The 19,064-nt window shown below is 54.4% G+C and carries 14 protein-coding genes; 5 read left to right on the top strand and 9 right to left on the bottom strand.

Annotated features, from left to right (window positions below):
* Positions 1-25: 25 nt before the first annotated feature.
* Together K239x_RS13970 and K239x_RS13965 are read right to left on the bottom strand one after the other, a co-directional pair.
* On the bottom strand, positions 26-2,551 hold the full coding sequence (locus K239x_RS13970) for a DUF1592 domain-containing protein (RefSeq protein ID WP_145418687.1): 2,526 nt from the start codon (positions 2,549-2,551) through the stop codon (positions 26-28).
* A gap of 11 nt (positions 2,552-2,562) precedes the next feature.
* Positions 2,563-3,891 carry a DUF1552 domain-containing protein gene (locus K239x_RS13965; RefSeq protein WP_145418685.1) on the bottom strand — a complete coding sequence of 443 codons (1,329 nt, stop codon included), beginning with the start codon at positions 3,889-3,891 and terminating at the stop codon, positions 2,563-2,565.
* A 535-nt stretch (positions 3,892-4,426) separates the two neighbouring features.
* Between K239x_RS13965 and K239x_RS13960 the strand changes: the two genes are divergently transcribed.
* Positions 4,427-8,677 carry a response regulator gene (locus tag K239x_RS13960; RefSeq protein WP_419190035.1) on the top strand — a complete coding sequence of 1,417 codons (4,251 nt, stop codon included), beginning with the start codon at positions 4,427-4,429 and terminating at the stop codon, positions 8,675-8,677.
* Positions 8,678-8,788: 111 nt separating this feature from the next.
* Here K239x_RS13960 and K239x_RS13955 read toward each other — a convergent pair whose 3' ends face one another.
* From K239x_RS13955 to K239x_RS13945, 3 genes are all read right to left on the bottom strand, one after another.
* Complete coding sequence (locus tag K239x_RS13955; protein ID WP_145418681.1) at positions 8,789-9,844, bottom strand: PEP-CTERM sorting domain-containing protein; 1,056 nt, start codon at positions 9,842-9,844, stop codon at positions 8,789-8,791.
* Between the two features lie 2 nt (positions 9,845-9,846).
* The gene (locus tag K239x_RS13950; protein WP_145418679.1) at positions 9,847-11,184 is read right to left on the bottom strand and encodes a tetratricopeptide repeat protein; all 1,338 of its coding nucleotides are present in this window, start codon (positions 11,182-11,184) and stop codon (positions 9,847-9,849) included.
* Positions 11,185-11,589: 405 nt separating this feature from the next.
* Positions 11,590-12,102 carry an EF-hand domain-containing protein gene (locus tag K239x_RS13945; protein WP_145418677.1) on the bottom strand — a complete coding sequence of 171 codons (513 nt, stop codon included), beginning with the start codon at positions 12,100-12,102 and terminating at the stop codon, positions 11,590-11,592.
* 255 nt (positions 12,103-12,357) lie between these two features.
* Here K239x_RS13945 and K239x_RS13940 point away from each other — a divergent pair, with 255 nt between their 5' ends.
* A complete protein-coding gene (locus K239x_RS13940) occupies positions 12,358-12,954 on the top strand; it encodes a hypothetical protein (protein WP_145418676.1) in 597 nt (198 codons plus the stop codon).
* Positions 12,955-12,992: 38 nt separating this feature from the next.
* On the opposite strand, the gene K239x_RS13935 is transcribed toward K239x_RS13940, so the two are convergent.
* Positions 12,993-13,199 (bottom strand): hypothetical protein, encoded by a 207-nt coding sequence (locus K239x_RS13935; RefSeq protein WP_145418674.1) that lies wholly within the window; start codon positions 13,197-13,199, stop codon positions 12,993-12,995.
* Between the two features lie 593 nt (positions 13,200-13,792).
* Here K239x_RS13935 and K239x_RS13930 point away from each other — a divergent pair.
* From K239x_RS13930 to K239x_RS13920, 3 genes are read left to right on the top strand one after another with little or no spacing between them, the layout of a single operon-like run.
* Positions 13,793-14,215 carry a hypothetical protein gene (locus K239x_RS13930; protein WP_145418673.1) on the top strand — a complete coding sequence of 141 codons (423 nt, stop codon included), beginning with the start codon at positions 13,793-13,795 and terminating at the stop codon, positions 14,213-14,215.
* A gap of 54 nt (positions 14,216-14,269) precedes the next feature.
* The gene (locus K239x_RS13925) at positions 14,270-14,914 is read left to right on the top strand and encodes a CotH kinase family protein (RefSeq protein ID WP_145418671.1); all 645 of its coding nucleotides are present in this window, start codon (positions 14,270-14,272) and stop codon (positions 14,912-14,914) included.
* A complete protein-coding gene (locus K239x_RS13920; RefSeq protein ID WP_145418669.1) occupies positions 14,883-16,160 on the top strand; it encodes a lamin tail domain-containing protein in 1,278 nt (425 codons plus the stop codon). The genes K239x_RS13925 and K239x_RS13920 overlap by 32 nt, the downstream gene beginning before the upstream one ends.
* A 468-nt stretch (positions 16,161-16,628) precedes the next feature.
* On the opposite strand, the gene K239x_RS13910 is transcribed toward K239x_RS13920, so the two are convergent.
* The 3 genes from K239x_RS13910 to K239x_RS13900 form a co-directional block, all read right to left on the bottom strand.
* On the bottom strand, positions 16,629-17,474 hold the full coding sequence (locus K239x_RS13910) for a transglutaminase family protein (protein ID WP_145418666.1): 846 nt from the start codon (positions 17,472-17,474) through the stop codon (positions 16,629-16,631).
* Between the two features lie 155 nt (positions 17,475-17,629).
* Complete coding sequence (locus K239x_RS13905; RefSeq protein WP_145418664.1) at positions 17,630-18,001, bottom strand: hypothetical protein; 372 nt, start codon at positions 17,999-18,001, stop codon at positions 17,630-17,632.
* Complete coding sequence (locus K239x_RS13900; RefSeq protein ID WP_145418662.1) at positions 18,001-18,906, bottom strand: polysaccharide deacetylase family protein; 906 nt, start codon at positions 18,904-18,906, stop codon at positions 18,001-18,003. Before K239x_RS13900 ends, K239x_RS13905 begins: the two co-directional genes overlap by 1 nt.
* Positions 18,907-19,064 lie beyond the last annotated feature (158 nt).

Here is a 19,064-nt window from a genome sequence, read left to right as displayed (position 1 = left end):
CCGGCCTGGGAACCCACGTTGTCGTTTAGCGGGATCGAAAGATCGTGCTGGCGAGGACTTCGGTGACCATGGTTTGCAGCCCGAAGTCATCTTTCTTGACACGGTGCAATAGATCGTCGATCTCGTACTGATCGACTCGTTCCATATGGCGACCGGTGGTGTAGGTGAGTAGCTTTTGGATCAAGTGGCGCGTGAACTGATCTTGGCGACTTTTGACCAGGATCTTCTTGAAGCTTGCAAAGTCTTGGTACGTTTCGCCCGATGGAAACTCGCCTGACGCGTCCACCTGGGGCGACTTGCCTTTGGCGGCAGGGTACTTTGTTCGCCAGCGACCGGTCGGGTCGAAAGTCTCGAGCGCAAAGCCCAGCGGGTCGATGTTTCGATGGCACACGACACAGGTTTTGTCCTCGCTGTGTTTTGCCAGTTTCTCTCGGATCGTGGTTGCACCGCTCACGTTGGAATCCAGCGCGGGCACTTCGTCGGGCGGAGGCGGAGGCGGAGGGGTGACGCCGAGGATATTTTCGGAGACCCAGACGCCGCGGGTGACCGGAGACGTATCGACGCCATTGGCGCTGACCGTCAACACACTGGCCATCCCCAATAGTCCTCCTCGCTGTGCTGGTTTTGCCAGACGAACACGCTGAAAACCATCCTTCAGCCGGAGCGTGTCTTTCTCTGGCAGTTGGTATAGCTTTGCCAAACGCTTGTCGACGAACGTGTAGTCGGATTGCAGAAAATCGATCACCGAACCGTTCGATTTTAGAAGGTTGGTGAAGAACAATCGGGATTCCGTCTTCATCGCGTCGGGCAGATTTTCCGAATAGTATTCCCAAGCCGCTTTGCGAGGCGGTGGTAGATTTCCGATGTCTCGCAGGTTCAGCCAGCTATCCAGAAAGCCGTTTACGAATTCAGCCGAGCGGTCATCGCTTAGTAGGCGATGAATTTGCTTTTTCAATTCAGCCGGTTTCGTCAAGTCGCCCGACTGAGCGGATGCGAACAAAGCATCGTCCGGTGGTGCGGCCCACAGAGCGTAGGAGAGTCGTGAGGCAAGATCGAACGGCCGTAGTTCCGATTCAGTCTCTGGCGTGATTTCGCTCAGATACAGAAACGCAGGCGAGCAGAGGATCATCTTGAGAGTGTCCAGCGCGGCTTGTCGCGGCGGGGCGTTTTGGGACAATCGTTTTTGATAAATCGCTTCGATGCGTTGGCGATCCGAATCGTCCAGCGTGCGCCGATAAGCTCTTTGTGCAAAGGCACGCAATTGGTCCAAAGCTTGTTTGCTCTGGAAACCCTGCTCGCCAAAGACCGCCAGTTCCTCTTTGCTTCCGCCCGGTTCCTTGAGTGGACCACGAATTTTGATTTCGCCAATTTTGATGTGCGGCAAGGCTCCTTCGCGTAGCAGAGTTGCACGACTGACGCCTTCCTTGGGGTTCTTAAACTCTTTCTTGTATCGCTTATTGGTCGCGATCACCGACGCGCGCGATTCGTAAGGCCCATTGGGGAAAATGAAACGCGGTGTCTGTCCAGCTTCCAACCAGACGCGAAAGCGAATCCATTCGGGCTGATCGTCGGGCACAATCGCGGTCCCGAGAATCGGTTCGATGGCCTGCGGATAATGAATGTGACCTTTGGTGACGTCTCCCGGCACGACAGCGAGCTGAAACGGTTCGGAAAAATCGATGCGAAAGATCTTGGGATCATAGTGCGTGTCACGATGCATCGCCTGCGCATGGACTTCGATATCGTAGAGCCCCGAAACAGGCACGCCTTGCAGAAAGTCTTCGATGTGTCCGTAACCACCTTGCCGCGTATCTGTATTGGGCTGTTCGTAGAGACATAGGAATTTGAACTTGAACACCGATTTGTGCGACCCGGTCAGTTCTTCGTATTGCCGGAAATTGTCGGTGAAGTGCCACGACTTGGGAGGGGTCTCTGGTTTTCCCAAACGCGCTTCGACGAGCCGTGACGCGGATTGGAAGTACTGGTCCAGCAGAAAACCCGATGTCACCAACGATTCGCCAATCGTATCGACGTGATGGCTGGTATTGTCCTTGGGAAAGTCAGCTGTCAGGCCGAGCGTGTCGACACGACGATTGAACAACGTCGCCAAGGTGACTTGATATTCGCGGTTGGACAGTCGACGCATGACGGTGCGGCCACCGGTGCTTTGAATTTTGTCACGAGCCTGCGAGATACTGCTGCGAAGGTGTTTGATGATCGCTAGCCGCTCGTTGTCCGTCGGCTGGTCCGCGTCGTCGGGCGGCATCGATTTGAGCGTGACTTGATCGATAATCTCGTCGGCCGTGATCAGTTGCGGCACCGACGAAAGCGGCAGCGTAAACGAATCGAATTCTCGTTCGCCTTCGGCTGAATCCGTGCTATGGCAATCGTGGCAGTAACTTTCAAGGAACGCCTTGACGACAGCAGCCGGTTTTTCATCGGCGGCCCAAACGTTTCTGGGCGCCGAAAACCACTGAACGCCCGCAAGGCACAGGGCGATCAAACAGGCTGGCACACGTGTCTGGTTGCCAATGAAATGGGATCGATGCATGGCAGTCACGATTAAGCAAACGTGCCGGTGCTGTTTCCAAACGATTGCGTGTCGACGCCCATTCGCTGAGCGATATCGACGTACAGATTGCACAGCGGCACCTTCCCGATGCCGTCTGATTTGACCTTTTTGAACGTTCCCGTTCCGTAACCGCCACCGGCTAGCACAATGGGCAAATCAATGTTGCTGTGCGAACTTCCGTTGCCCATTCCGCTGCCGAACAGCACCGCGGTCGAGTCGAGTAGGCTTTGTTGTCCGTCGGTGATGCCAGCGAGTCGGGTCAGGAACTTACCAAACTGCTCCAGCTGATAAGTCTCCAGCGTGATCAGATTCGCGACAGCATCCTTGTCGTTGCCGTGATGCGAAAGGCTGTGATAGGACTTGTCGATGCCTAGATTCTGAGGCAAGAAGCTGCCGCCGATTTCTAGTGTTGCGACGCGCGTCGAATCAGTTTGCAGTGCCAACGCAATCAATTCGTACAGCATCGGCAAATCGTCCACCGTGTTGGTGTCCGCCGGTTTGTCGAAGGGGGCTTTGGGTTTGGGTTGATCCGACCACTGCTGTCGGCCGGCCAGTCGTTTTTCGACATCGCGGATCGAACTGAAGTACTCGTCCAGTTTGTTTTTGTCTTCGTGATTGACGCGTTTGGAAAGCGAACGCGCCTCGTCGCGAATCGAATCCAAGATGGACGCTTGCAGCGAATTTTCTTTGGCCCGTCGTGCTTGTCGGTCAGCGGATTCTGTGACAAACAGTCGGCTGAATAGATCCGCGGGGCCAGTGATTGGCGGTACGCGAACGCCCGATTTGGTCCACGACATTTGACACCCACCGTGGATGCCGCCTTCGGAACCGACGGTCAGCGATGGGAAACGCGTCTGAGTGCCAACTTGATCAGCGATTAGTTGGTCCAAAGTGACGTTGCCATCACGCCGGTTTTTTGATTCGTGGTGCAGCACTCCCGAGAGGAACGTGTGCACCGCAAAGTGCCCGCCTCGTAAGCCGTGATCAAGTCCACGGTAGACCGTCATCTGGTCGCGATTATCAGCTAGGGGATTCAGCAACGTTGTCTCTTCGTACTCGCTCCCGGTCGTCTCCGGGAAAAAGTGCTTTTGCTGAAAACCGAGCAAGTTCCCAACTGCCACGAACCGGCGGGCATCGAAGTCGGGTCCGGCATCCGCCGCCTGCGAATCCAAAGCGGCTGCTTTGTTTTGGAACGCGTCGTTTGCCGATGAACGAGACATCAGTGACGGAAGCCCCGGAAGAGCTAGGGATCCGGCGACGGAACGGACGACGGAACGGGCGACGAATCGGCGGCGATTGACATTGTTTGGTTTTGACATAGGCCCATTCTAGCCCGTCAGCAGCGACAATTCCAAGACAGTTATGTACTGGAGGGCAGTGCAGCCTGTTTTGGACGTCAGTCGACGTCTGATAGCAGGGATCAATCGGTAAGCTCAGGAAGGAGCGAACCGAACGAAGGCCGGCGAACAAAAGCCAAATGTGAGAATCGAGCCTCGCCGAAGTGATGAGTGAGCGATATCAGGTGTGCAATTTGTGCCGTTGTGGCCCCGTATCACCGCTGAGCGAATTGGCTGTCTGGGTGTTTCGATACATCGTCAGTAACGTCGATTCATCGCGAGGGCCCACCGGAGGGCACCACAATCCGTTAACATCGGGGGGGGGGGGGCGCAATTCGTCGGTCGGCAGTGTGTGCTGATCCAGCGCGATCCACCCGCGAAGTCGTCGGTGCACACGACTGGGCGAAATTGCTCCAAGGATTCTGTGCTTTGTCGAGACTACTGACCAGAGTGATGCGAGATGAAGCAGATTTAAATCGAATGGGTCACCTTCGCAAACGAGATGCGAGCAGCCGAAATGTTTCGTCATCCACGACCGCATCCCTTTAGTGAACCGACGCCGAAGATTTTGTCGGCTCTGCGTCTGAGCGTGTTGGTGATCGTCGCAAGCATCGCCTGTCAGCAAAGTGTAAAGACGCTGCTAGCGGAGACTGCCTACCAAATCCAATCAGCCAATCCGCTTTCGGAGCCTTGGCGAATCAGCCGATTTAGCGAACCTGCCATTCGCGGAGCCCGCTGTGTTGCGGAAGACCATCAGCACAACATGTGGTTTGGCCTTAAGAGCGGACTGGCCCGATACGACGGGCTCCAGTGGCGATACTTTGCTGGTAAACATGGTTTGCCTTCCGCTCCAATCAACTGGTTAACCGCAAGCCACGACGGTTCACTCATCGCCTCGTCTGGAAAAGGACTTTATCGATCGGAACCAAACGCTGAGACAGACCGCGCAGGTGAAAAGTGGAAACCATTTTTTCCGCCAGCTGACCAGCCTGGTCCTGAGTTTGGCAACGTTGTCGAGACAGCTGACGGAACGCTTTGGGTTTGCAGCGATTGGGGGCTGATCCGTTTTGAAGCCAACCAATCCACGCTTTACACTTCTGACGACTTTGCCGCAGTCATCGACGAATTTGACTGGTTCGATGAAGTCAGATCGTTTCCCGGTTCGTTGCTACCGGTGGATCAAGCTTATGACGGAACAGGGCTGGTGTTAGTCGGGCGAACGGTCGTCTTTCTTGACGAGGAAGGGCCAGCGAAAGCCGCAGGACTGCGAATCGGTGACGTCATCCGTAAGGTCAACGGTCAATCCAACAATCTTGCCGAAAGTCTGCAGCGCTCGCCCGGCAAATTGGTGCGACTTTCGGTGATACGTCCCGACAGCCAGGCAAAGAAAACGATTTCGTTTACGACGACGTCGACGCGGAAGTCATTTCCGTCGCCGGCAGTTCATTCGATTATGCGATCGCGATCCGGGCAACTCTGGTGTGGTGCGGTCAATGGCAGCGTGCTGATGAGCGCGGACGAGGGAGAAACGTGGAGCTCATGGGACAAAGAAGAATTGGTGGTTGGAAAACGCCCTGCGGTGCTCGAAGCTCGCGACGGCAAGATCTGGGTGATCTCGTCTGACAGAGACGGCGGCTTTGATTGTTTTGATGGAAAAGGCTGGATGTCAGGAGAACTCTCCAATCTGGTGGGCGGTGATTTTGTCTCGCCCATTGTGCAAACGGACGATGACACGCTTTGGGTTGGCGGGCTACAGCGGATGCACATGTACCACAATTCAAGTTGGAAAACGTTTGACACGCGGGATAAGGAACTGCCCAGTCGCGGACAAAGAATGTTTGTCGCATCGGATGACGCGCTGTGGATTTTGGGGCTGCGGCAGTTTCCCATTCGGATCGCGATGTCGAAATCGGAATACTGGTCCGTGCAAAATCTGGACTACCAATGCACGGATGCTGAAGGCGATCGTTGGTTCATTGATGCGGCTCTCGGTTTGACCGTACGACAAAGCGATGAAGAAACCGTCGCCTACAGCGCCGACGATGGGTGCATCGCAAAACCGATTTGCATTGCGGCATTGGAGCAGGGGGTTATCGTTCGTGGTGCACATGGTCAGTCGGCAGCTGTCAGTACGTTTGATGGAGCGAAATGGGAACGCAGTACATTTCCAAAAATTGCTCGCTCGTTTGGCAGCAAGGGCTTTAAGCTCTCACGTGACGGACGCATTTGGATTTCTGCTAACGGCCGCTTAGATCGCGGACTATCGGGAGGTTTTATCGTCGGTCGCCCAGGCAAATGGGACCACATGCATTTGCCCAGCAGCCCACGGTTCGCGACGACGATTGTTGAACTTGCCGATGGGCGCATGATGTTTGCGGGAGGTTTTGGAGTCATTCTGTACGATGGAAAGACGTGGCAACGCCCGGACGATCCACTCTTGAACGGCAAAGGATGCACCAACGCGTGCATCGATGCGGAAGGCAATGTTTGGATCGCGACCTTGGAATGCGGCGTCGTCAAATTTGACGGCACACGCTATACGCAATACGGCGAAAAACATGGCTTGCCACTGAGCGACATCGGCGTCATTAACGTGGGCGAGCGAGGTGGCGTTTGGACGAATTCATCCAAGGGAATTCACCGTTTCGATGGAAGCCATTTTCACCACGTCAATCTGCCCAATCATCTAGGGCGTCGGTCTATTCGATTCGAGGCCGACGGCAGTGTGTGGCTGGATGGTGGAAAGCGAATTCATGCCGACCGTCAGCGCCCGACGGCTTGGATTGATCCGCCAACGATCTCAATGGAGCAGCACGGTCAGTGGCAAATTACTTTTCAAGGTGTCGATACTTGGAATCGGACACGCCCCAACGAATTGACTTGGTCGTATCGAATCGATGATCAGCCTTGGTCTCGATTCAGGCGAGCAAGACGAATCTTGTTGCAAGGTCTCCGCCCGGGCGAGCACAGCTTGCAATTGCGTTCGCGAGACCACGATTTTAACGTGTCGGATGTTAGTCGCCCGACGTCGATCGAGGTCATTGCGCCGGTTTGGGCAAGACCCTGGTTCCTGGCAGCGGCGGCTTGTCTCCTGGCGGTCTTGGCGTGGTTGGCGGCGGGATGGATTCGGCGTGGCATTGCATTGCGAACGTCTAATCAAGAACTGGCCCGCACTCAAGAACTTTTGGCTAGTCAGTTTGCAGTAAAGACCGCCCAGTTCCGTGCGATCTGCGATTGCTCGCCGACGGGCATCTTTGTCAGTGGGGTCGATGGGCAACTTTCCTACGTCAACCATCAACTCGAACGCACGCTGGGCGTGCCAGCCGAATCCGCGTTGGGCGACGGTTGGGCGACCGGCATTCATCCGGGGGATCGGGATCGCGTAGTTGAATTGTGGATGAAATCAATTCGCACGCGCGGCAAGTTTCGCGATCAAGGGCGATTTGTTCACTCCAATGGCGATGTGATTTGGTTTGAAGTGGTTGCGGAGCCCATCAAAAGTGACGGGGGCGAACTGCTGGGTTTTGTCGGAGCCGTGGACAATGTGACCGAACGCGTTCATTCGCAGGATCGATTGGAATCTAGTAACGAAAAGCTTCGTCACACGCTGGAACAACTGCAGTTCACACAGGATCGAGCCATCAAGCGAGAGCGGTTGGCAGCCCTTGGGAAGATGGCAGCCGGCGTCGCTCACGATATCAATAATTCGTTGACACCGATTTTGACGTTTGCGGAGTTGTTGGCACAGGACGGTACTGTCGTTGGCAAACCACATGAATGGGCCGAGTACATTCGCACGGGAGTGAGCGATATGTCGGATACTGTCCGGCGGCTTGATCACTTTTACAGAGCTTCACATAACCTGAATTTGCTCGAAACGGTCTCACTGACGGACTTGATTCGTCAAACCGTCGACATGACCAAGCCCCGCTGGCAAGACAATGTTACGGAGCGAGGTAAGAGAGTTCAGGTAAAGGTGGATGCAAGTTCGTCGCCTTCGGTGCACGCGGTCGCGTCGCAAATTCGTGCTGTCATGACCAACCTGATCTTCAATGCCGTTGATGCAATCAATGGCGAAGGCACGGTGACGATTCGGATTTTTGAACAGTCTGGTGACGCTGTCGTCGAAGTGGCGGATGACGGAGTCGGAATGACTCCCGAAGATCTCGAGAAATGTTTGGAACCGTTTTATACGTCGAAAGACAAAGGCAGCGGACTTGGCCTGAGCGAATGCCTCGCGATCATTTCGCAGCACGGCGGCACGCTCGAGATCGATTCCACTTTGAACCAAGGAGCCGTCGCGAAATTTTCGTTGCCTCTTGCCACGGACGTTCCTGCAGAACCGCTGACACGCGAAACAGCGTCGCTGGTGGACGACCTTTTGAGCAACTCATCATCCGACGCCTCGTCGCCACAGGTTTTGTATATCGACGACGAGCCGATGGTTCGTGAAAGCGTCACTGCCATGCTCAATTCGATGGGAACTGTCGTCTTGACCGCTCCGGACGGAATGACCGGTCTGGAGATGCTTGGCGAAAATGATTTTCAGCTGGTTCTGTGCGACCGCGGTATGCCTGGGATGGACGGCGTCGAAGTGATGCAGGAGATCAAGCGTCGAAATCCAAAACTGCCCGTGATCATGATTTCAGGTTGGGCACAGCCCGTTTCCGAAGGGATCGACGCCAGCGAGTTTTTGAAAAAGCCCGTCGCGTACGAAGACCTGCAGGCCATCGTTAGAAAGCACCTTCGCGTCGTTCCCACCAAGTAATGATGCAAACGCGCTGAACGTGAATCGGGCAGCGCGTGATTTGAAATCGATTCAGGCAGGAAAACAAACAGCCGATGGATTTGCACCATTGCCGCGATGAGAACGTAACGACTAAGCAGCCACAGTTGTGCGACGTCGACGTCGCACCGTGAAAACGGTTAGCAACATTCCCAGGGCGGCCAGAGAAGAAGGTTCGGGCACGGCCGTGATGGAGAGCTGACCAGTAGTAAACAGCTGAGAGTCGTCCCACTCGAGGTTAGTAGAGAGAGTTGGAAGGATGATTGACGCAAACATGCCGTCGGTGGCACTGTCATTCGATGGACCAACATCCCAAAGATCGAACGTTTGCCCTGCAGACAGGGCGAAACCGTTTACCGTTGCGACTTCAAGCGTTGTGCCCGAGTTCTCGATGTCAAAATCACCACCAATGTCTAGGAAGCTGTACTCGGTTCCCTGGGCGGTGCCTCCCAGATTCATCGTCAACGTTCCTCCCGTAAAGTCGTAGTCGCCAGCAGTTGTCAAAGTGCCAACACTGACAGATCCTCCAGAGGTGGTCACGCTTGCTGCATTCAAGCTGTTTGCGTTTAGGGAGCCTCCTGTCACGTTTGTGGTACCAGAAGTTGTCAAGTTTTCGACCGTTACATTGCCCCCCGAGGCTGTGACACTTGCCGCGTTCACAGTAGCAGCGTTTAGCGAGCCCGTGCCTTGAACGAGAATCTTCCCGTCCTGCAGTGGCGCGGCGGTATCTGGGGTTAGCATCAGATTTCCACCGGATATCGAGCCGTCAATAACCTCTACGTCGCCTACGACGACAAGCGATTTTCCATTCGCAATTATCACATCACTATCTGTGATCATGAGCGATGGTGTCTCGGTTCCTCGCCCTGTAATATTCAGGGCTTCGTTTAGTTGCAAAATCCCCGCGCCCTGAAACTTGACCGTCGCCACTTCTAGTCCAGACGTGTTCAGCGTGACCGTGTTAACAGTACTAATGAAAGCGTCAGTCACTAGGTCCGGAATGCCATTATCCCAATTGCCTCCAACATTCCAATTTTCGTTGGCAGCCGTCGAGCTCCACGAAGTAGAGTTCTGAGCAAGCAGCACTGAGTGCATGCAGAAATTCGTTAGCATAAATGCGTAAAGCAATACAACTAAGGATTTATTCACGTTTAATTCTCGTTCGTTTCAAAATTTGTGTTTGCGTAGAACGTTGGGCCTTCGGCCACGTTTCTTGCTTTAGCGAATGCCATTGCCGCTTCGTTGTTTCCTAGTCCCTCGTATACTTTTGCCAAGTAGTGAGCGACGTCACGTGGCCCCGTTCCGCTTTTCATCGAGTGTTTCAGCGTTTCTTCGGCCAATTGCAATTCGCCCAGTCGGTATTGAATCCATCCCAACGTGGACCAGGTTTCGGCGACAGCCGAGTGCGCTCTTGTGTTGGCTTCCGCGATCAACCGTGCGAAGGCTCGGTCGTCCTTGTTCTCTGATTCAATCAACACCAAAGCAAGTTGGTTCTTAATTGGCATCGAGTTGGGGTGCGATCTCTGCAGCTGCTCCAATATTGTGCGAGCATCGGAAAACCGCGACTCCATCCTTGCGATCAACGCCAGCAAAAATTGGACTTCTCGCTCGCCGGTCGCCACGTCTGAAAGCGACTCGATTGCTTTCGCCGCGACTTCAGGGCGATTATTCCAGATGCAAAACCGAGCGTACGCGATCAAACTGAGTTCACGATCGCGGCCATCGCTCTTCGCAACCGCTATCCGAAAAAACTTCTTTGCCTGTTCATGTTCTCCCGCTGCCTGAAAGAGTTTCGCGACACTCAGCTCGGGGAATTCCGCGTTAACGACAAGCTTGCGAAGTTCACGAAACGCAAGCACTGACTTGGCGACTTCACCGTTGTGGAAGTGACATCGTCCAAGTCCTGCTAATACGTCCGCAGTAGGTTCGGATCGGCGGGCCGCTTCAAGATAGATGCTGCCGGCTTCTTCCCAAGCCTGACGATGTTCGCAACTCTTGGCCATGATCATTGTGAGTCGGTGTTGCACACTCGCGGCATGAGCCTCGTCCCATGTCGTCGGAGTGACCGCGGCTGCACCCCGCGAAGCAATTCCATATGCATCGAACCAGCGCTGTTCGGCCATCGCCAACTGGCTGAATGCAAGTTGCACGTCTAAGCGATTGGGGTGTTTTCCGGACAGCGATTCCAAGATTTTTTTGGCTCGCAAACGCTTGCCTTCGTTGAACGCCAGTTGTGCCAGCACAATTTCGGAGTGCGATGCGTTTGCCGTGTTCTCGAAAACTCTGGCGATCGCGTACCGCGCTTGATCTATCTGTCCAAGAGACACCATCTTGCGAATCGGCTCGATTAGTTGATTCGATCCCGCGTCCTGAAATTCAGTTTCCCAATTCTCATCCGCATGAGTGATCACTTCAGCAACAACGCTCTGCGCTGCGTTGAGCGTGAAGCAAAGAAGCAACACGCGAATGAAGTGATGGAACGGACGCATAAAAAAGCCAATGACGCCGAAGTACTCGTATGAATGCAGTTTGAGCGTCTCAGTAGTAAGACCGAAATCTACCCAATCGGTGCGCCCCTGCCTGTAGTTCGTCCCCTCGCTCGGACAAGCGTAGCATTGTGTCTGCTGGTGAGGGGGACTGCAACCTTAGCGATCAACCACGGCAAAGGTTCTGCAAAAAAATTGCCGAACAGCCACGAAGGTTTGCGATCGATTCAGTTGGCAGGCTTCCACGAGAATGCTCTGCACTTTCAATTGCAACGCGAACGGTTCGCGTCGATTCAGATGGCAGGCTGGACAAGTCTCCGCACAAGGGGGGCTCTGCTTTAGCGCCATTCAAGTTGCGCGCGGCCGGTCGGAACGGAAGTGTTGCAGAGCGGTGCGTCACTGCCAGAGCTATTGTGGACGCTGCGGCCGGCCGAACTGCACGCGTCCTTGATCGCCGCCTGCTGGCTGTTGGTTTTGTAGCTGCTGCTCTTGCTCATCGGTCAAGATTCTTGCCAGCCGCTTGTCGACTTCCGTCTGCAGTGCGGTCAGCTGTCGCTTTTGCCGATCGTCCAAATTGAGTGCATCCACGACAAACGAAGGCAGCACTTCACCGGGGCGTGAAGCAGCATCCTGCTGACCTGGCATGCCCTGTTGCTGATTGCCATTGCGCGGGGGTGGTCCCCCGTTGGGAGGACCACCGCGACCTGGTCGATTTCCTCCGCGATCGGTTCGCATCGCCGCTGCGAGTTCGGCTTTGGTCACACTCCCGTCATTGTTCGTGTCGGCTAGCGTGAATAGCTGCAGAATCATCTCGGTGGGAGGCCCACCGGGACCACCACCGCGTCCAGGAGGTTGAGCGGTGCCGCCAGCGGGCGTTATGGCCAGGGCAATTAGCGGCAGCACTGCGAAGACAACACGCATGGTTCATTTCCTTGAAAAGTGTGGGGCGAGAAGCGTTCCTAAGTCTCAATGCGTGCTTGCCAGTCAAAGGTGACAACAATTCGCGTTCATTTTGTGAGTCCGTTTTGAGACATCGCGTTTTGATCCAAACATCCCGCGATTTGCCGGTTTTTATGCGACTACGCGAATGCGAAAATCGAATAGTTCAACAGGCAAGCTGCGAATTCTTTGCACGCTCTGGAAAAATCTCCTCCGTTTGGATACTGGTATAACGAAATGAACGTCCCAGATTACACAACCTCCTTTGCGATTCAGCCATCGTCGACAGGACGAGCATTGCAGGGACCGCCTCCACCGCCACCTGCCCAAGAACTCTCCGGGGCCTTGAACGCCATTGGTGTCGACGATGAAAAGGCTTCCGAGATTCTTGATCAGGTCCAAGAAGCCGTCAGTGCGATCGAGTCGGGGTCATCAGACCGGTCGGCCAACGGCAAACAGATTCAAGATGCCATCGGCGAGATCCTGGAAGCCAATGGGATCGACCCGGCGGAAATAGGTGACGCCATCAAGTCGAATCGTCCTGCGGGACCGCCACCACAGGGCCCGCCTCCGGGCAGCGGTAGTTCGACCTCCGTGGAGTCCGCTCTGTCCGCGGCCAATGTTCAGGAACAAGACATCGAAGCGTTGCTGAACGAATTGGTCGACACAATATCGGAACTAACGACCAACGTAAATCAAGAAGTTTCTGGCGAAGACTTCGAAGCAGCGTTGACGAATGTGTTGGAAAAGAACGGCGTCGATGTGGGGCTTTTTCAACAGTCGCTGGGTAACCAATTGGGCAGCAACGGCCAATTCGTTAATCGTTTGGTGTAACGCAATTCTTTGTACACCAGAGTTGCGTTTCCCGCGTTTCAGTTTCGCTTCACAGTGACCGCGGTTACTCCGGCAACACATTTGGCGGCCGCCCTGGCGATGCATACATCACCCGGCTCCAAATCGATGCAGGAAAGCGTGATGCGACCATCGCCGTGATCCGTCACCGGAACTGCGGTGTAGTCCAACTGACAGAGTGTTCGTTCGACTCTCGTCTTAATCGTCGTTTCATAGGTTAGAGTCATTCGGCATCCTTCAGAATCATTTTTGATCAACTTTCCGAACAGTGAAAACAGCCTAAAACTCGCGAGCGTCGCACGTCGTATCAATCGGCGACGTGAAGCCAAGCTATGGCCGAGACGGCTGGCCAAACTGAGGCTTTCCGTTTGCAAGCTTGATTCATCTCTGGATTGTCAACGCAAACTAGCACTGGCTGCGGCATTTTGTCGAATGGGCACCGCAAACCGAAGGCAGACCCCTCTGATGCGGCCGAGGGTTTCCCAAGCCGCAACGATCTCTCGTCTGTCGATCGTGCGGGTTTTGGTTCAAATGAAATGTGAAAGTGGAATGTGCATTTTCGTTGCGTTGTATCTTTATGCGTCAGAACGCACGCTACAGGGCCAAACTTGCTCGCGGAATTTTCTCCGTGCATTTCGACAGAATTTTGGACCCTTGGCAGTTGTGACTACGCATTCACCTCCAAAGCCGTTGCCTTAGTCAGACAAGAACGAGAGAGATCGCCGTCTTTAAAGGTTGGTTCCCCGCTCAAGGACTACCTCAGAAGAGTTCGCCCAAGAAGTCCCGTCGCCGTCTGCGGGTCGAAGCTTTCGAGCAGCAGATGATGCTACACGGTGATGGCGTGGATACGACGTCCCACATAGGCAATCTGTCAACCGCGGCCGATTTGGCGGCTGCGTCAATCAATTCGCTTGTGTCGGCGGTCGTGGGGGCAGGCGACGTGCGGGCCCAGGGCGAGTTGATCGCCGACGCCGAATCTGCTTGGACTCACGCTGTCGTAGCAGACGATGCCGCGGCGTTCTTTGACGATTGCTTTGTCCATGAAGTTTCGTTCACGTTTCAAAACGATGATTGGTACGACGTGCTATTCGAGTCGCACTCAAACGATGTTGACGATCCCTGCTTCGCCGCTGATGTCACGATCGACGGAATCACGATGCAAAACGTCGGCGTTCGTTTGAAAGGCAATTCATCGTTTACCGGTACCGGCATCAAGAAGTCGCTGAAGACAGCGACGCCCTGACGTACCTCGGCCTGAAAATGCTGAACCTGAACAACAACTACAAATGACCCGACCATGCTGCGGGAAAAGTTGCTGTACGATTTTGCGGCGAACTTCGTCGAAGGTGCCAGTCGAGCCGTGCACACCAATGTCACGATCAATGGCGAATTGTATGGCGTCTACACCGCGGTTGAGCAAATCGACAAAACCTATGTGCAAACGCGGTTCGGCAGTGACGAAGACGGCGACCTCTTCAAAGGCGCGGCATCGGACACCGTCGTCAACGATCCTCAAGCTGATTTCGGGTCGAACATGACTTACTTGGGTGATGACCCCGTCGCCTACGAAGATAACTACCAGCTGAAAACGAATGAATCAGCAAACGACTATTCCGACTTAGTTGAATTCATCGACGTCCTTAACAACACATCCGCCAAAGACCTGCCGGCGGCAATTGAACCGTTGCTTGATGTCGATGATGCGTTGGCGGCGATTGCGATCAACAACCTGTTCGCGAACTTGGATTCTTACAACAGAGCGGCTCATCACTTTACTCTTTATGATCGCGATGACACGGGGCAATTCACCCATTTGCTGTGGGACGCAAATGAATCGTTTGGAACGTTCAGCCTGTTCACGTCTCCGGGCCAGGATCTGCAGGAGCTAGATCCATTCGGGCTGCCCGTTGATGGAAAACTTGTGGGCAGTCGATCAGTATAGCGATGACTACCTTCGTGACTTGGCCGAAATGCTTCGTGAAGGATTCGACGTCGCGACCGCGATCGATCGGATCAACGAGCTAGGCGATCTGATTCGCGACGATTTCGCGGCGGACCCCATTAAGCAATACACCGCCGCGCAGTTCGAGCAAAACTTGAACAGCGACGTTGTGTCCGGAAACAAGACGATCTTCGGATTGACTTCGTCCATTGATGCTCGTGCACAGTACCTTGATGCCGAGTTGGACACGTACGCATCGACGTCGGATCTACGACTCAATGAGCTCATGACCGCGAATGTCGCAACGGCTCAAGATGAGTCGGGGGATTTTGATCCGTGGATCGAAATCTACAGCGTCGGTCCCGGAATGGTGGATCTTTCGGGACTGTATTTGACCGGCGATTCAGATGACCTGACTAAGTGGGCGATTCCAACGGGAAATCTGGATGATGGCGAGTTCCTGACGTTGTGGATCGACCGCGAAACCAGCGAAGGCGATAACCACGTTAGTTTCTCCGTCAATGCGACTGGCGGCACGTTGCAACTGACCGATGGTGTCACGGTAATCGACACGCTGACCTACGACGCAATGGCCGACGATACTTCACTGGCCCGCGTGCTGGATGGCGAAGGCGATTTTGAGACAACCGACCGGCCGACGCTTGGCGAAGCGAATCTTGCCAGCGTGGTCATTGTCGATCCAGTGGACCCGGTCGTGTTATTCATCAATGAATTCATTGCGGATAACGAATTCAGCCTGGAAGATGGTGCGTTTGATGATTGGGTAGAGATCTTCAACCCCGGTACCGAAACCATCGATTCGAGCGGAATGTCGATGACTGTTGATTTGGCTGACCCGACTCAGTGTCAGTTTGCCGATGGAACGATGATCGCCGCAGGTGGCTACCTCATTGTCTGGGCCGATGGAGACACCGATCAAGGCGACACGCACGCAACCTTCAAACTTTACTCCGATGGCGAAGAAATCAGACTGTATCACACTGACGGCACGACCCTAATCGACTCGGTTGTATTCGGTGAACAAGTGACGGACGTTTCCGACGGACGCTTTCCTGATGGGAGTGAGACGTTTGTTTCGATGACGTCGCCAACACCTGGTGCAACGAATGTCGCCACCGTTTCAAATCTCGCGCCCGTCGCCGATGCCGCTGGATATCTTGATGGTGTTGAACCGACTGGAAGCCAACTGGTCCCGGTCGGAACTGGCGGGCACGCAACTTGCTAACGCGCAGGGTGAGTCGCAGGTAATATCAACGTCCCTGTTAAACCCTTCCGCCAACGCCGACTCTTCCGAAACGCAGAAAGACGACTCAACCCAGGAAGAATTGAACCTGGCGCCAAAGGCCTGGCAAGTAACATCGCCAAGTAGCGGGAACGCGAACGATGTGGCGATCATCCAGTACGTCAACGACGACAGTGAGACGGAAACCGAAGACAACGAACTGGAAGGCGCTTGGGACATCCTGGCCAGTGACAAGTTGATCAGTACCGTGATAACGGAATAACCAGCGAAGTCACCCACGTCGAATGGGTACTTGAACATACGAGGTTTGTAGTTAGCGGCATGGCGCAAACCATCCGGTCTTTGACATGCCGGACGGCTAACAGTTGTTTACCCTGAACCAGATCCAAGCTGGCAAGTTGTGCCAGAGCTTGCGATGGATCGCTCGCAACGGGGAAGCAATTTGGCTGCCTATTGCAGGCGAGTGACTTGCACTTCGTACTCAATTTTGGAATCCCCTCGTCCAAAGTAGCAGCCTTCCGTAGGAGCCGCCCACTGTGGTTCTGGGCCGGCTGCGACAGGAATGTGCAAGTCGGCGACGGCGACACCTAAACTTGGGTCGTAGCCACGCCAGCCGCCGCCGGGCAAATAGACTTCGGCCCAGGCATGCAATTCCGAACCATGGACTCGCCCTGGCTCGTAGACGTAGCCGCTGACAAAGCGAGTCGCGAGCCCTTGAGAACGAGCGGCATCCATAAACAGCGCCGCTAAATCGCGACACGCGCCCCGCTTTTCACTAAACGTATTTGTCGGAGAAAACGTGGCACCTTCCAAACGAATCTCCGACGTGTAGTCGCGATTGATGGTCTCGCATAGCTTCAGCAAGAACGGTTGCGTTTGCCAACCGACGCTTCCCGAAATCTCGCCCGCCCAGTGGCCAATTTCGAGATCCATCGTCTGTCGATGCAGATTGGGCGCGAGTGCTTGGCCAATATCGAGGTCGTAGAAAGCTGGCAAATTCGTCACACGTGAATCTAGCGAGAGATAGTCGAACGGATTTAGCCGTGATGCTTCGACTTGCGATTCGACCTGAATCGTCAACTCCCGATGACTGCCATCAAACGAAACCTGTTGGGCAACATTGCCAAACACATCCAAGATCGACGTCGACGCAGACGAATGGGGCGTGAAGTGGCAGCTCCACTGGATCACACGCTGCACACCATCGCTACGCGGTCGTAACCGAATCGTTAGCGGTTGGATGCTGACTGCTTCGTCGTAGTGAAAATCGATACGATGCGAAATTTTGTAAATCACTTGTGTCAGACGCCAACGCTATTGGACAAGACGGACCAGAAAGAACCTTTTCGCTACCGCAGTAGCCACCGCAAACCATATGCTTTCGGACGGATCGAGTGATTCCCGCTATCCGCCTTCGGGAAGCTCATCAATCTGTCAGAGAGACGCGTCATTCATTTCAAAAGTGCACCACTGAAGTTGTGACTCACACTGCAAGCCGGATGCGATGCTGCACCTGCAATCGATTGTAGCGTTCGCAACTCAAAGTACTGCGCCCCTCCGCCAGAGAGTCGAAAGAGCCGTGTGATTCCGCAAGTCACATCGCACCCTTTGTGTTTTTGCCCCGTCAGGGACGTCTCAGGCGATTTGTCAAAATCCTGCGTTGGATCGAGCACTCGACGACGCTTGATCAAATCACGGCAACGGCAGACAGTCGCTACCGCCAAGAGACCTTCAGGGCACCAACGATGATTCTTGGGAAATCGCGTGCTTGAGAGTTCGCTGCGTTCTGCGGAGTACAACGCATCGCAGACTAGGAGCTTCACTACGGTAATTGGTCGAACGTATAGAACTGCAATCCAATGCTCTTCGCTTTGCTGATCACGCGCATGAGTGCTTCGGGCGTCAAGTAGTTCCGCGTGCCGGTTTCAGAAATTCGGTGAGCATACAGCACGATGATTTCGTCATTCGCTGCTGCTCTTTCGAGAGCTCCGTCGATCTGAGCGTAGGTGCGATCGGGACGCCAGGGAGCATGGTCGATGCCTTTAGCGTACAGACATCCATGCTCGGAGACTTCAGTTGCTTTTACAAAGAACGCGTCATCGTCGCGGAACCGTTTTCCTTCCGTGATATTTCTGCCGGTGCGCAGATGCCGGAAGACTTTCAGCAATGTTTTGTCCGTCGTCGTGTTGTTACGGCTCATTGGATAAGCAAACGAAACGACATCGACGCCAGCGGATTCAAACTCTCTCATCTGCGGATCGATTTCGGTCTGCAGAAATTTCTCGGCTGAGTTCGCCTCGAAATACTCAACTGCCTTGAGGTGGCTGACACTGTGTGAGCCGATCGCGTGGCCATGCAACTTGAGTTGTGCGATGGCCATTCGCGCCGGGCCGTCAATCTTTCCGTGGATAAAGAAGGTTGCTTTGACGTTGAACTCGTCGAATAGAGACAGTGTATTGACCCAGTCGTCAAAGTTGCGATCGTCAAACGTCAGTACGACTCCGCCTTTTGTCAACTTGGCTGGCTGGGAAGCTGGCGGTGACGAACCGGTGGTTTTTATCACACCGGTCTGTTCCGCCTGGTCAAGCCGACTGATGGCGTCGGGTTTCGGTTCAGGTTTTCCGGTATCCTCTGTACCCCCGTCGTCGGCAATGCTGCAGGCCGACCAGAAGCAGACGGCAATCGTCAGGAGTGCGATCGACGAGAAGATTCGTACAGTACGTTTCATCGGGAACTCTCTGTCGGGCGGGGGCTGCGATGTGGATACCGAAGGATGCGCGGCAGTCCGTTGTTCAGGTGTTCGGTTCGTCACCTAACACGAGTCGAAAGAATCCACTGCAGTGAAACGGGCACTTTGTTGGTTGCTGGAATCGTAGCAGGTCTCGA

It is taken from the genome of Stieleria marina (genome assembly GCA_007741555.1).
GTDB lineage: Bacteria > Planctomycetota > Planctomycetia > Pirellulales > Pirellulaceae > K23-9.
This window is presented reverse-complemented; position numbering and strand designations above follow the sequence as displayed.